Raw genomic sequence first — 13248 nt, 5'->3', positions numbered from 1 at the left:
CCTCTGGGCCATAGCGCTTTACTTGCTGAAGGACCTCCCATGAAACGCCTTTTGTATCTTGTCGTAGGACTGGCTGTATCGGCAGGTCTCGTGCTTCCGGCTGCAGCTCAGGTTCGGTCGGGCCAGCGCATTGCCGTTGAAGCGACCAACCAGTTTCACACCGAAGCCGGTGACGCTCAGCTCTGGTCCGACACCAACTATGATGCGCTCATTCTCGCGATCAACAATTTGTCTCGCCATGGGCTCAACCCGTCACATTATCATCTGGAACAGCTCACCAGCCTGCGCGAAAACGAGGCCGGGCGCGACCGTATCGCGACCAGCGCCTTCTTCATGGCGGCGACCCATCTGGCATATGGGAAGCTGGATCCGGTTTCCGTGGAGCCTGACTGGACCGTTATCAATCACCCGCACAATCCCGGCCCGGTTTTGCGTTACGCCCTGGCGCAGGAGACGATTGGGTCCACCCTGGAACAGTTCGCGCCAATTCAGCCCGGCTATCATACGCTTCTGGACGAGCTTGCCCGTCTGCGAGCACAAACATCGGGCACGCGCACAATAGTCTCAGCCGGGGCGACTTTGCGAGAAGGCGACAGGGGTGACCGTGTCTCAGCCCTCCAGACCCGTCTGAAAGAGCTTGGCTTCCTGACAGAAGACTTCGCTATTTCAGGAAATTTTGATGCGGATACACATCTTGCCGTCGAGACATTTCAGGAAAGCGAAGACCTGACAGCGGATGGACTTGTCGGTGCAGCGTCTCTTGCTGCGCTGAACCGCGGAAATGAAGAACGCATTCGTCAGATTATGATCAATCTGGAACGCTGGCGCTGGCTTCCGGCTGATCTTGGTCGGCGTCATTTGCGCGCCAATATCGCGGGTTTTGACGTCACCGCCTATGAAAACGGCCAACCGGTGCGCACGCATCTGACCATTGTGGGTCGGAACTACCGTCGTACGCCGGTTTTCTCCGACGAAATAGAATACATCGTATTTAACCCATGGTGGGAAACACCCCCAAGCCTTGCACGCGCTGATAAGCTACCTGCTTTCCAGCGAGATCCGGCAACAGTTCAGCGACTTGGATTTCAGATTCTCGACCGACAGGGCGCAGTCGTTGATCCGGCGGGCATTAACTGGAATGACTATTCATCAACGAACTTCCCGTTCCGCATCAGGCAGGCGCCCGGCCCCGAAAACGCACTTGGTCAGGTGAAAATCATGTTCCCGAACGTGCATAATGTTTACTTACACGACACGCCAACACGGGGCCTTTTCTCGCAGCGCCAGCGCGCATTTTCTTCAGGATGTCTGCGCACCCAGAACCCTATTGATCTGTCACGCTGGCTTTTGGAAGAAACACCCGAATGGACGTCCGAACGCCTAGATGCTGCCGTTGCAAGCGGTCGTGAGACACGCGCATCGCTTTCGGCTCGTGTGCCCGTTCATATTCTCTATTTCACTGCAGTGAGCGATGGTGAGGGCGGCGTTCGGTATCTTGATGACATCTACGACCGCGATGGCCGTGTCTTCGATGGACTGATGGTGGTTCCGCCGCGATCTTAGCCGCTCCTATAACCGGAAATGACGCGCAATGTCGTCTGGCAGCTTGCCCGTCGCGGCAAGCTGACAGGCCCGCGCGACCATCATGACAGTAAACATATCCCTGATCTCGCCCGCCTCGATCATCTCCATCAATAGGCGAACAGGAATACGGCGAACGGTAAGCTCTTCGGTATCATCCGGCGTTCCGGACCTCGCCGATAAACCATGCGCAATAAAGGCGTGGCCGAGTTCGTCTGTAATACAATTGGAGACCTGAAGATTTTCAAACAGCGGAATGAAGTATGCCGCCGCCAGATTACACTCCTCGGAAAGCTCGCGCTGCGCCGTGTCTACTGGCGGTTCACCGCGCGGCCCGCCACCCTGTGGCAGTTCCCAGGAATAGGCATCGAAGACAAAGCGCGTCTGGCCAACAATCCATGTGAAGCCATCCTCATCAATCGGGAAAATTCCGATTGCCAGATTTTTGAAATGCACGGTGCCGTAAATGCCGTCAGCGCCGGTCGGGGCGACCACCTCGCTATGGTCCACCCGAATCCACGGATTTTCGTATTCGGTATCCCGGCGCTTTGTCATCCAGCGTTTGAAGTCGTCCATGCAGGTCTCCTGACTTAAAGCGGAGTAGATCACGTCTTTCCGGCGGCGCAAGGCGACTTAGTTTGACACTCAACTGTTGTCTTCACGGATATGTGAACGCTAGACAGCGGTTTCGACGCAGTCACCTCGCAGGCATATTCATGACGCACTCTCTTGATCCGGACGATTGGCAGGCCTTTCGCGCCAGAGCCCGCGACATGCTGGAAACCGTGCTCGATGAGATGGAGTCTTATCGTGAGGGGCCTGTCTGGCGTCATCCGGATGAGTTGGAGTTACCTCAGATTTCCGGCGAAGGCAGCAGCACTGCCGATACCGCTCTGAAATCACTTCTGCCCTATGGCGTGGGCAATACGCACCCGCGCTTTTTCGGATGGGTGCATGGCGCAGGCACGCCATCAGGCTTGTTGGCGGATATGGTCGCCTCAACGCTGAACGCAAACTGCGGCGGGCGAAATCACGCGGCGATCCGTGTTGAGCGAGCCGTGATTGACTGGTGCCTGAAGCTTTTTGGTTTGCCTGACAACGGCTCGGGCCTCATCACGACCGGCACCAGCATGGCAACGCTGATCGGGCTGAAAACGGCGCGCGATGTCGCGACTGATTTTACGATCGGCGTTGAGGGCGTTCGAAGCGGGCCGGCACTTGTCGGCTATGCGTCACAAGGTGTGCATGCCTGTTTTGAGCGTGCCTTTGATATGCTGGGGCTGGGCAAAGCCAGCCTTCGCAAACTACCGCAGGACGAGATAGGGCGCTTGCGCACGGATGCGCTTGAAGCGGCCATTGCAGAGGATCGCGCGGCCGGACGGCAACCATTCGTCGTCTGCGCCACGGCTGGAACCGTCAATCGCGGCGCGATTGATGATCTCCGCGCGGTGGGTGAAATCGCAAAGCGCGAAGGCCTCTGGTATCATATTGATGCAGCCTTTGCCGCAGCGCTTCAGCTGAGCGATGTCCATCGCGGGAAGCTGGACGGTATCGAGCTCGCCGATTCCATCGGCTTTGATTTTCATAAATGGATGCAGGTGAATTATGATGCCGGCTGCGTCCTCATCCGCGACCGAGAACACCAGTTGCGCGCATTTTCAGACCGCCCTGATTACCTGGCAGATGCCGGAAGAGGCATTGGTTCAGACCTGCCATGGCCGGTCGATCTTGGCCCCGAACTCTCAAGGGGCTTTCGCGCACTGAAAGTCTGGACACAGCTCATTGAGTATGGGCCGGAAAAACTGGGTCAGGTTGTCGAAGCGAATATCGAGCAGGCCGGATATCTGGCCCGCAAAGTTGAGGCAGCACCAGAGCTGGACCTGCTTAGCTATATGGGCCTCAATATTTGCTGTTTCCGCTATGTGGCAGAGGGGCTGGACGAAGCGGCTCTGGATGCGCTGAACCAGGAACTCGTCATCCGGCTGCAGGAAGACGGCATTGCTGCGCCGTCCACCACCCGCATTAACGGGCATTTGACTATCCGGGTGAATATCACCAACCACCGGACACAGCTTTCGGATCTCGATCTGCTGGTCAGCGCCGTCATCGAAACCGGCAAAAAGCTAAGCTGAAACAAAAAGAGCGCCGGTGATACCCAGCGCTCTCTTCATTTGATTTTGCGTCCGTCTAGTAGCGGTAGTGTTCCGGCTTGAACGGGCCTTCAGGCTTCACGCCGATATAAGACGCCTGAACAGGGTTCAGCTGTGTCAGCTCCACGCCAAGCTTATCGAGGTGAAGTGCAGCGACTTTCTCGTCCAGCGTTTTCGGCAGGGTGTAGACCTTGTTCTCGTACTGGTCGCCTTTGGTCCAGAGCTCGATCTGCGCAAGCGTCTGGTTGGTGAACGACGCGGACATAACGAAAGACGGGTGACCGGTTGCGTTGCCAAGGTTCACGAGACGGCCTTCAGAGAGAAGGATGATGCGCTTACCGTCAGGGAATTCGATCATGTCGACCTGAGGCTTGATGTTCGTCCACTTATAGTTCCGCAGAGCTTCCACCTGAATTTCATTGTCGAAATGACCGATGTTACAAACGATCGCCATATCTTTCATCTCACGCATATGGTCGATCGTGATGATGTCGCGGTTACCTGTACAGGTGACGAAAATGTCAGCGCGGGGAAGTGACCCTTCCAGCGTTTTTACTTCAAAACCGTCCATTGCGGCCTGAAGCGCACAAATTGGGTCAGCTTCTGAAACGATGATACGTGCACCCGCACCGGCAAGAGACGCAGCAGAGCCTTTGCCCACATCGCCATAGCCAGCAACGAATGCGACTTTGCCCGCCATCATAACGTCCGTGCCGCGGCGGATCGCGTCTACAAGGCTCTCTTTACAGCCGTATTTGTTATCAAACTTGGACTTGGTGACACTATCATTTACGTTGATCGCAGGGAAAGGCAGCATGCCTTTTTCAACGAGTTGATAGAGACGGTTCACACCTGTCGTTGTTTCCTCTGTCACGCCCTGAATGGCATCACGTTGTTTGGTGAAGAAGCCCGGGCTTGCAGCAAGGCGCTTTTTGATCTGCGCGAAGAGAACTTCCTCTTCTTCAGAGCCCGGATTGGAGAGAACGTCTTCACCCGCCTCAGCGCGCGCGCCGAGCAGAATATACATCGTCGCATCGCCGCCATCGTCGAGGATCATGTTGGCAAGATCGCCATTCGGCCAGAAGAAGATTTTGTCTGCAAAATCCCAATACTCTTCGAGGGTCTCACCCTTATGCGCGAAGACAGGCGTGCCACTCGCCGCGATTGCCGCAGCAGCGTGGTCCTGCGTTGAATAGATATTGCAGCTTGCCCAGCGCACTTCTGCGCCCAGCGCCTCAAGCGTCTGGATGAGAACAGCCGTCTGGATCGTCATGTGCAGAGATCCGGCAATGCGCGCGCCTTTAAGAGGCTGGCTCGCGCCGAACTCTTCGCGCGCAGCCATCAGGCCCGGCATTTCTGTTTCAGCAATTTCGATCTCCTTGCGACCGAAGTCAGCGAGGGAAATATCGGCAACCTGATAATCGTTGGACATGGGTTTAGCCTTTCAAAGGGGAAAATTTCTGGGTCGCGTATACCAGAGACGATCATAATCACCAAACCATATAAATATTCCTTTATATGTTTTTTGAAGATGACAATTCAGTCAGCCACGGACAAAATGCTTTGCGCGGGAGAAATGTGAGCATAGTCTCACCCCGAACCAGACGGAGACGATGAGTGAAAGCTTCAGCGAACAGCGCGTTCAAAGCCATGATCACGGCGGCAGGAGCCGGTCTCTGCCTGTCTCTTATCGGGACGTCATTTGCCCAGGAGCGACTGCCTGTGCGCGGCGGAAACGGCCTGAACGAAGACCGCGCCGGCGCGACATTCCTGAAATCCGGCGCGATGATTTTCATTGCCTTCGACCGCAATCTCGACCTCGAAATCACGCATGACGAGATTGAAGCAGGCGCACGCCTTGCCTTTCGCAATGCCGATCAGGACGAAAATGAAGTTCTGACACCTATCGAACAGCGTAACTGGGCAGCCCGCTTTGCTGGCGAAAACGATGTGATTGCCAATCCGCGCCTGTTTCCGGCCGCGACACCCAATCAGGTAACCGAAGACGAATTTGTTCAGGGCATGCTCACCCTGTCACAGCGTTTTGAGAATGATGAAGGCCGCATCATGTTTGAAACCCTGACTCTGGGGCCAGGTCGCGAACGTGGTGATCGTGAAAATGGCGGTGCAGAACGTCTGCTACGTCCGAACATTGCAGACCGTAGCGGCGCGAACCGTTAAGCGTTCAGCCTAGCACTCTTCGCCAAAGCGATTGTTCACAAGATCAATAAGAGCCTGAACGGCGGCTTCGGCGTCTTCACCTGAAGCAGAAATTTCAATCTCATAGCCCTTACCCGCGCCGAGCGAAAGCAGCTCTATGATGGACTTTCCATCGGCTTCCATACCGGCGCGTGAGACCTGAATGTTTGAAGCAAATTCCTGCGCTGTTCGCGAGAATGCCGCCGAGGCCCGTGCATGCAGGCCCTTCTGGTTACATATCTCAACAACACGCGTACAGGACATTTCAAACTCTACTGGGATCGGACTAACACCTTCGATGCGATGGAAATATATTTGCGAGCCGCTTCCTGAGCCGCCTCAGCCGCTTCCTGCATGGACATACGTTCGCGAACTTCGGCCAGCTTGATCAGCATTGGCAGGTTCACGCCAGCAATCACCTCAATCTTGCCCTGCCCCATAACGGAAATTGCAAGATTGGACGGCGTACCACCAAACATGTCTGTCAGAAGAATAACGCCGTCGCCATCATCACAGGCTTCGGCTGTTTCCAGAATCTGAGTGCGACGTGCATCCATATCGTCATCTGGCTCGATTGAAATCGACCGGAACCGACGCTGCTCACCCACGACGTGCTCTGTTGCTGCAACAAGCTCACGTGCGAGTTTTCCGTGACTGACCACCACGACACCGATCATGGGAAACCTTTCAACCGACTAAACTACAAGAGTGAGGTCAGACAATTCCACTTGGCAAGGGGGTTTTTGCAATTGCAGCATCGTTAATCAGAAAAACCGGCATATCGGGCGACCAGTTTTTTCAACATGTGTCGAAATTGCGACATGGGATGGTCGTGTCAGCTCTGAAGCTGAGCCGGCAGTACAACGACGAAGCGAGCGCCCAGCACATTGCCCTCTGCATCCTCACGGTTTTCGGCCGTCACTATGCCGCGATGGCTTTCTACGATCTGCGCCACGATGGACAGGCCCAGCCCTGAATTCAGGCCAAATTTCGTACCCGCTGGCCGGTCCGTATAAAATCGTTCGAAAATCTTCTCGAGCTTGCCGTCCGGAATACCCGGGCCTTCATCTTCAACAGTGATTTCGACAGAGGCGCGTCCGCGTACCGCCATTGTGCGACCGCGAACAATGACCTGCCCGTCTTCCGGTGAAAACGACCGCGCATTCTCAATGAGATTTCTAAAGACCTGCCCAAGCGCACCATCTCGTCCAAGGACAATCAGATCGCCGCTATCTTCATCGCGCTCGAAGCGCACACGTGGGTCGCCTTCATTACGGATCGCATCATAGGTTTCTGTGAGGTCTGTCAGAAGCTGGCCAAGATCGACCGCAGCATTCGGGAGACGTGCGGTTTCGGCCTCAAGGCGCGTCGCATTGGAAATGTCAGTAATGAGGCGATCAAGGCGGCGCACATCTGACGCAATCACTTTGCGCAGTTTCTCACGCGCTTCCGGATCCGTCACACGTTCGGACGTTTCAACAGCGCTACGGATAGAGGTGAGCGGGTTTTTCAGTTCGTGCGCAACGTCCGCAGCGAAAGCCTCGTTGGCTACGATCCGGTCAAACAGCGCAGCCGTCATACCTTCCAGAGAATCCGCCAGCTCGCCAATTTCGTCTTTACGGCTGGTAAGCGCTGGCAGCTCGATTTTCTCCGCAGCGCCAGACCCGACACGGTCGGCGGCAAGCGCGAGCCGTCTGAGCGGGCGCGCAATCATGATGGCGAGCAGGGCAGAGGAAAGAAGCGACACGATGATCGCAACAGCAATAAAGGGCAGAAGCGCAGCACGTTCACGGCGCACAATTGTATCCACATCACTGGCTTCGATCGTCAGAACCCCGACGACTGCTGACACGTGCTGGATAGGCAGAGACACTGAAACAACACGCTGCCCGTCATCTGTAATGCGCTCGCCTGATACACGTTCACCAGACAAAGCCTCATTCAGCTCGTCATCAAAAGTACCCGGCTGCAGGAGAGACTCCCGCGCGCTCGATTGAAGCCAGCGCCCGATGCTATCCATGAAACCGGATACACCGCCCACGAAACTCTCGAACATATTGGGCTCGTCCAGCGCACCGAGCGCAAATTCATCCACCCTGTCGGAGAGCAGGTTATAATCGCCAACCATTTCACTGTCGGCGTTGTAGATACGGGCCTGAATGGTGGACGGCAGCTCCAGACGTTTCAGAATGCGTCGCGCATTTACCTCAATCAGTTCCGGCTCCGGGTCGCCCACAGTTGCGCCCTCGGCCAGAACCGAGACGATCAGGTCACCCTGTGTGTTGAGGCTGTCTATCCGCGCCTGCACCAGACCCACACGCATCTCGTTCAGCACGAGCGCGCCGATGATCAGAACGAGCAGACCCGCGAGATTGGAGGCAAAGATCAGCCTCGCAATCCGCGAGTTTACAAAAGTCCGCGATTTTCGCTGAGCCGACAGGCTAGCTCTCCTTATAGCGGTATCCGACGCCGTAAAGCGTTTCGATCGCGTCGAACTCGCCGTCTACTTCACGGAATTTCTTCCGCAGGCGTTTGATATGACTATCGATGGTACGGTCATCGACATAGATCTGGTCGTCATACGCCGCATCCATGAGCTGGTCGCGGTTTTTAACGAAACCCGGACGTTGAGCGAGCGCCAGAAGGATGAGGAACTCAGTCACAGTCAGGCGGACCGGCTCACCATCCCATGAACAGACATGGCGGTTCGGGTCGAGTACGAGGCGTCCACGAACGATCGGCTTCTGATCGCCCTCAACCTCAACCGCGCCGCGCGAACGACGAAGAACGGCCTTAACGCGCTCCGACAGGAGACGGTTGGAGCAAGGCTTACGCACGAAATCGTCAGCGCCGATGTTAAAACCGATCACCTCGTCGATTTCCTCATCTTTCGATGTCAGAAAAATAACCGGAATGTCCGAAGTCTGACGCAGACGGCGCAGAACTTCCATGCCGTCCATCTTTGGCATTTTCACATCCAGAACAACCAGATCTGGCGGTGTCTCGGTGAGAGCCGTCAACGCCGTCTGCCCGTCATGATATGTACGGACCTTATACCCTTCCGCCTCAAAAAACATTTTGAGGGATTCAACGATGTTCTCGTCATCGTCCACTAATGCCAGCGTAGCCATCCCAGCTCCTTCTCTATGCCGTCCCAGGCGCTCGTCGTTCTTTAACAAGACCATAACGGGGAAACTACAACCTTTAAAGGCGACTTTCATGTGACCTTAAGCGGACAGGAGTATGATAATCCCTTAAAAAGCAGGTGGGTTATGGGCGGTCGCGAAACACATTTCGAACTTTTTCTGAGAAAATCGCCTAAAGCGAGCTGGGCATTGGTCGATGCGATTCCGAATCGCCAGAAAGCCATTGAGCGCGCAAACGCATTTCTGAAGAGCCATCCGCAAGGTGGCGTGAAGGTTATGAAGGAAGAGCGCAAAGGCGCGAATGGTGATTATATCGCCATTCTTGTTGCCGCGCTGGGCGATTGCGAAGAGCCGCGCAAGCGACCATCGCGCACCTTTATTCCGCAACAGACATCTTCATGCGTTTCTGCTGGCGACCTTCGGAAGGTTTCAGCACGCAAAACCTATCTGGAAGTCATTCCGCGCTTTCTGGAACGCCACCGCGTATTGCCGGGCGAATTGATCTACCGGACGGACCTTCTCGAAATTCTTGAAAGCTCCGGCTCTGAAATCACACAGGCCATTCAGCGCGTCGCGATCGCGCGTGCCGGCGAAGAAAGCCTTCACGCGATTGCGCGCCAACTGCACGAGCTAGTCAATCAGGGCGTCAACAGCATCTTCAAAGAGAAGAAGGCCGGGCGCTTTGTGAAATACGAAGGCACGCTCGATGACGTCGTGAAGAGATGCCGTCAAAAGCCAAACCTTCTGACAGCGTTTAAGTCAGCTTTGGCCGACCGGCTCATGCGTGAGACGAGCTGGCCCAAAAAGCTGACCGGGCTTGTCGAAATCTGGAAAGAGGCTGAAACACTTGAAGAAGCTGACCGGAAGTTCGTCAACGAAGTCCTGACTGATTATTTCTCCGAGTGGATCGATACCCCGGGTGCGGTGAGCGCTATTCTGGGCGAGACGCAAAACACCGGTGAAGTCGTAGACCGCCTGATCGGCGTGCTGGAACCCCGCCCCGATAGACGCAATACGCGCGATCCGCTTCACGACCTGCCGCATGCCCAAGCCCTGGCCGAAGCCGTGCAATTGGGACTTTTGCCGACGGCATCACAGACAATCGTATCGCGCATTTTTGAGCATATCGGCTCAAACCACCGCCTTTATGACAAGTGCCTGCTTACTGAATTCAAAATGCTCAAGGATTTCGGTGACCGGCTCGTCAAAATCATGAAGTCCAATCGCCACGCAGAAATGTATGACTCCTTCTGCGCACGCTCCAAGCGTCTGATGTCGACGGACACTGTGGACGGCTATCTGGAGCGGTTTGAAATTCTGGATCGCCCAATGCAGCTACTCAAACTGCAGGACAATCTGGTTGGCTACGACGCCCGTACCAAAATGATTACCCTACTACGTGGTATGATCGGTCAGCCGCGCTTTGAAGAAGCGGTGATGAACAATGACGGACGACATGTACAAGTTCTGATGACGCTTCGCGCAACACAAGCCGCGTTATTGAAATCCGACCTGCCTGAAGCAGAGCGCATTCATGGCGCGCAGGATCTCGACACGCTCAGCGTCCGCCTGATTTCGAACGCCAAGCTGTTCCCGTCAATCGCCCGCAAGGCCGGCTCGCCGGCTCTGGCGGCCGTTGCGCTATTCCGGCTTGCAGCAGAAGCCCTTCCGAAGGGACAGAGCGCGACACTGGCCTCTATGGCGGCAACTAAAATGTTGAAAGAACAGGACGCACGCGAAGCGCTGAAGACAAACCCTGACCTCAGCCGAATGCTACGCGATCTGTCTCAGGCAGCCCGCGCCGCGACGGAACTGCCTAAAGCCGCCGAAGGCTGATCAGCCAACCAGCGCCCGGAACAGTTCCAGAGCTTCATCCGATGCCCAGTCCGTGTCGCCCTCAAAACGGGCGACTTCCCGGCCATTCCGGTCGTAAATAACTGTGCTCGGAAACCCGCCAATGTAAGAGTCGAACATGACGCCGCGCTCGGCATCGCCATAAAAGTCGAGTGCTCCGTCCGTTAGCTCATCAAGGCGTTCTCGCGCCATCGGATAGTCACCGACGCGATCGAAAGACAGAGGCATTACAAGAAGATCGCTCTCGTCGAATTCGTTCTGCAAAGCCGCAAGCGTCGGCATTTCCAGAACGCATGGCGCGCATGTCGTGCCCCAGAAGTTCACGACCAGAATACGACCGGTATAGTCTGCCAGCGTTGCTGTTGATCCGTCCGGCGCCTGAAACTCGGCTTCCGAAATCGGTTCGCCTGCGCGTTGGAATTGAAGCCGGGACATCTCCCCGACCGCGTAAGACTGGATGCCCTCGCGCGTGACATTCGGTGATGCAGCGGAAAACCAGGCATAGACAAATGCGCCAAGCCCGATCAAAAGCATTAGCGGAATTCCTATACGTGTGAGTTTTGTCATTACAGGCCTCATTCGTTGCAACGTAAGAGATAGTAATTATGGCCAAAAAGCCAGCCTCCGGTCAGGAAATGTGGGGCGGACGTTTCGCCGCCAAGCCCGATGAAGTGATGGAAGCAATCAATGCGAGCATTGATGTCGACAAGCGCATGGCCGCTGAAGACATTCAGGGCTCACGCGCCCATGTGCGCATGCTGGCCGATAGCAACATCGTCTCTGACGCCGACCGCGACGCGATCCTTGGAGGCCTTGATCAGGTTGAACAGGAAATCGCCGGCGGCGACTTCCCGTTCCGCAAAGACCTTGAAGATATTCATATGAATATCGAAGCGCGCCTGAAGGAAATTATCGGTGAGCCCGCCGGACGCCTTCACACGGCGCGTTCGCGTAATGATCAGGTCGCAACGGATTTTCGCCTCTGGACACGTCAGGCGCTGCAGACCCGCGCAGATCAGACGCGCGGCCTTATGGAAGCCCTGCTGGAACAGGCTGATCTCCACGCTGATACCGTCATGCCGGGCTTCACCCACCTTCAGACGGCGCAGCCGGTCACATTCGGTCACCATCTTATGGCCTATGTCGAAATGTTTTCGCGCGACCGGTCCCGTTTTCTGGATTGTCAGGACCGGATGAATGAAAGCCCGCTTGGCGCAGCGGCGCTTGCCGGCACGGGCTTCGCGATCGACCGCCAGAAAACAGCCGCTGACCTCGGCTTTAAAGCGCCGATGGCAAACTCTCTCGACGCCGTGTCAGCGCGTGACTTTGCGGTTGAAGCTGTCTCCGCCTGCTCGATCTGCGCGATGCATCTCTCCCGCCTTGCAGAAGAGATTGTGATCTGGGCCTCTGCCCAGTTCCACTTCGTGCGCCTGTCTGATGCCTGGTCCACAGGCTCATCCATCATGCCGCAAAAGCGCAATCCGGACGCAGCCGAGCTCGTGCGCGCGAAAACTGGCCGTATTTATGGTACGCTTCAGGCGCTACTGACGGTCCTGAAAGGCCTGCCACTCGCCTATTCCAAAGACATGCAGGAAGATAAGGAACTCACCTTCCTTGCTTTTGACGCGCTGGACCTCTGCCTGGCCTCAATGACCGGCATGGTTTCCAGCTGGACGGTAGATAAACCAGCCATGCGGGCTGCGGCGGCGCACGGCTTCTCCACGGCGACAGACCTTGCAGACTATCTGGTCCGCGAGCTTGGCCTTCCATTCCGCGCGGCACACCATGTAACCGGCGCGACCGTAAAACTGGCTGAAGACAAAGGCTGTGACCTGGCAGAGCTTTCGATTGATGACCTCAAATCAATTGAGCCACGCCTTACTGATGCCGTATATTCGGTTCTGACTGTTGAGGCATCAGTCAATTCGCGCCAGAGTTATGGCGGAACATCGCCGGTTCGTGTGCGCGAACAGGTCAGCCGCTGGAAGGAGCTTCTCTCATGAAACGCATCGCCCTGATCCCTGCTTTTATTGCTCTTGCGGGCCTGTCTGCCTGCGGCCTGCGCGGCGATCTGGAACGTCCGGAGCCGCTTTGGGGCGAACCGGAACCGGCACCTCAGGAAGAAGTAAGCGCCGAGCCGGAATTGCGTCCGCGCAATGAAGAGCCACAACGCCTTGCTGGTACTTCATATGTCGACCCTGAAACCGGCCGCACGATCTGGGTTGAAAACGAAGGCGGCGGCTATGCACCGCTCCCTTCACCAACGACCACCATTCAGGAAGAAGAGCTTCCGCCTCTAGCAGAATAGCTGATCCCAA

The 13248-nt window shown here is 55.9% G+C and carries 13 protein-coding genes; 6 read left to right on the top strand and 7 right to left on the bottom strand.

The features are described 5' to 3' along the window. Positions 1-39 precede the first annotated feature (39 nt). Positions 40-1563, top strand: coding sequence for a L,D-transpeptidase family protein (locus tag P1U45_RS05965; protein ID WP_301058155.1), 1524 nt, complete (start codon positions 40-42; stop codon positions 1561-1563). Between the two features lie 6 nt (positions 1564-1569). Here P1U45_RS05965 and P1U45_RS05960 read toward each other — a convergent pair whose 3' ends face one another. Then, positions 1570-2157 (bottom strand): NUDIX hydrolase, encoded by a 588-nt coding sequence (locus P1U45_RS05960; protein ID WP_301058153.1) that lies wholly within the window; start codon positions 2155-2157, stop codon positions 1570-1572. 140 nt (positions 2158-2297) lie between these two features. On the opposite strand from P1U45_RS05960, the gene P1U45_RS05955 reads away from it, so the two are divergent. Further along, on the top strand, positions 2298-3713 hold the full coding sequence (locus P1U45_RS05955) for a pyridoxal-dependent decarboxylase (RefSeq protein ID WP_301058151.1): 1416 nt from the start codon (positions 2298-2300) through the stop codon (positions 3711-3713). Positions 3714-3768: 55 nt separating this feature from the next. Here the strand turns inward: P1U45_RS05955 and ahcY are convergent, their stop codons facing one another. After that, positions 3769-5163, bottom strand: a complete 1395-nt coding sequence (ahcY, locus tag P1U45_RS05950; protein WP_301058148.1) for an adenosylhomocysteinase — start codon at positions 5161-5163, stop codon at positions 3769-3771. A 185-nt stretch (positions 5164-5348) separates the two neighbouring features. Here ahcY and P1U45_RS05945 point away from each other — a divergent pair, with 185 nt between their 5' ends. After that, positions 5349-5912, top strand: a complete 564-nt coding sequence (locus P1U45_RS05945; RefSeq protein ID WP_301058146.1) for a hypothetical protein — start codon at positions 5349-5351, stop codon at positions 5910-5912. Positions 5913-5921: 9 nt separating this feature from the next. Here the strand turns inward: P1U45_RS05945 and P1U45_RS05940 are convergent, their stop codons facing one another. The 4 genes from P1U45_RS05940 to P1U45_RS05925 form a co-directional block, all read right to left on the bottom strand. Continuing rightward, a complete protein-coding gene (locus P1U45_RS05940; RefSeq protein WP_301058143.1) occupies positions 5922-6194 on the bottom strand; it encodes an HPr family phosphocarrier protein in 273 nt (90 codons plus the stop codon). Between the two features lie 8 nt (positions 6195-6202). After that, entirely contained in the window at positions 6203-6607 is a 405-nt protein-coding gene (locus P1U45_RS05935) for a PTS sugar transporter subunit IIA (protein WP_022694001.1), read from the bottom strand. A gap of 158 nt (positions 6608-6765) precedes the next feature. Next, positions 6766-8370, bottom strand: coding sequence for a stimulus-sensing domain-containing protein (locus P1U45_RS05930; protein ID WP_301059283.1), 1605 nt, complete (start codon positions 8368-8370; stop codon positions 6766-6768). Position 8371: 1 nt separating this feature from the next. Continuing rightward, positions 8372-9061 carry a response regulator transcription factor gene (locus P1U45_RS05925; protein ID WP_022693999.1) on the bottom strand — a complete coding sequence of 230 codons (690 nt, stop codon included), beginning with the start codon at positions 9059-9061 and terminating at the stop codon, positions 8372-8374. A gap of 141 nt (positions 9062-9202) precedes the next feature. On the opposite strand from P1U45_RS05925, the gene P1U45_RS05920 reads away from it, so the two are divergent. Beyond that, positions 9203-10912 carry a hypothetical protein gene (locus P1U45_RS05920; RefSeq protein ID WP_301058141.1) on the top strand — a complete coding sequence of 570 codons (1710 nt, stop codon included), beginning with the start codon at positions 9203-9205 and terminating at the stop codon, positions 10910-10912. Here the strand turns inward: P1U45_RS05920 and P1U45_RS05915 are convergent, their stop codons facing one another. Beyond that, positions 10913-11497, bottom strand: a complete 585-nt coding sequence (locus P1U45_RS05915; RefSeq protein ID WP_293609943.1) for a TlpA disulfide reductase family protein — start codon at positions 11495-11497, stop codon at positions 10913-10915. A gap of 38 nt (positions 11498-11535) precedes the next feature. On the opposite strand from P1U45_RS05915, the gene argH reads away from it, so the two are divergent. Both argH and P1U45_RS05905 read left to right on the top strand, forming a co-directional pair. Continuing rightward, positions 11536-12933: an argininosuccinate lyase gene (gene argH / locus P1U45_RS05910; RefSeq protein ID WP_301058139.1), complete on the top strand. Its 1398-nt coding sequence runs from the start codon at positions 11536-11538 to the stop codon at positions 12931-12933. Continuing rightward, positions 12930-13238: a lipoprotein gene (locus P1U45_RS05905; RefSeq protein ID WP_301058137.1), complete on the top strand. Its 309-nt coding sequence runs from the start codon at positions 12930-12932 to the stop codon at positions 13236-13238. Before argH ends, P1U45_RS05905 begins: the two co-directional genes overlap by 4 nt. Positions 13239-13248: the final 10 nt, after the last annotated feature.

The sequence above is a fragment of the Ponticaulis sp. genome (genome assembly GCF_029210165.1).
Lineage (GTDB): Bacteria > Pseudomonadota > Alphaproteobacteria > Caulobacterales > Hyphomonadaceae > Ponticaulis.
The sequence above is the reverse complement of the archived record's forward strand: the minus strand, read 5'-3'. Positions and strand labels throughout refer to the sequence as shown.

Excerpts from the sequence above, each read along its gene's own strand:
- P1U45_RS05965 (WP_301058155.1), top strand. The coding sequence starts at position 40 with ATGAAACGCCTTTTGTATCTTGTCGTAGGACTGGCTGTATCGGCAGGT.
- P1U45_RS05960 (WP_301058153.1), bottom strand. The coding sequence starts at position 2,157 with ATGGACGACTTCAAACGCTGGATGACAAAGCGCCGGGATACCGAATAC.
- P1U45_RS05955 (WP_301058151.1), top strand. The coding sequence starts at position 2,298 with ATGACGCACTCTCTTGATCCGGACGATTGGCAGGCCTTTCGCGCCAGA.
- ahcY (WP_301058148.1), bottom strand. The coding sequence starts at position 5,163 with ATGTCCAACGATTATCAGGTTGCCGATATTTCCCTCGCTGACTTCGGT.
- P1U45_RS05940 (WP_301058143.1), bottom strand. The coding sequence starts at position 6,194 with ATGTCCTGTACGCGTGTTGTTGAGATATGTAACCAGAAGGGCCTGCAT.
- P1U45_RS05935 (WP_022694001.1), bottom strand. The coding sequence starts at position 6,607 with ATGATCGGTGTCGTGGTGGTCAGTCACGGAAAACTCGCACGTGAGCTT.
- P1U45_RS05925 (WP_022693999.1), bottom strand. The coding sequence starts at position 9,061 with ATGGCTACGCTGGCATTAGTGGACGATGACGAGAACATCGTTGAATCC.
- P1U45_RS05920 (WP_301058141.1), top strand. The coding sequence starts at position 9,203 with ATGGGCGGTCGCGAAACACATTTCGAACTTTTTCTGAGAAAATCGCCT.
- P1U45_RS05915 (WP_293609943.1), bottom strand. The coding sequence starts at position 11,497 with ATGACAAAACTCACACGTATAGGAATTCCGCTAATGCTTTTGATCGGG.
- argH (WP_301058139.1), top strand. The coding sequence starts at position 11,536 with ATGGCCAAAAAGCCAGCCTCCGGTCAGGAAATGTGGGGCGGACGTTTC.
- P1U45_RS05905 (WP_301058137.1), top strand. The coding sequence starts at position 12,930 with ATGAAACGCATCGCCCTGATCCCTGCTTTTATTGCTCTTGCGGGCCTG.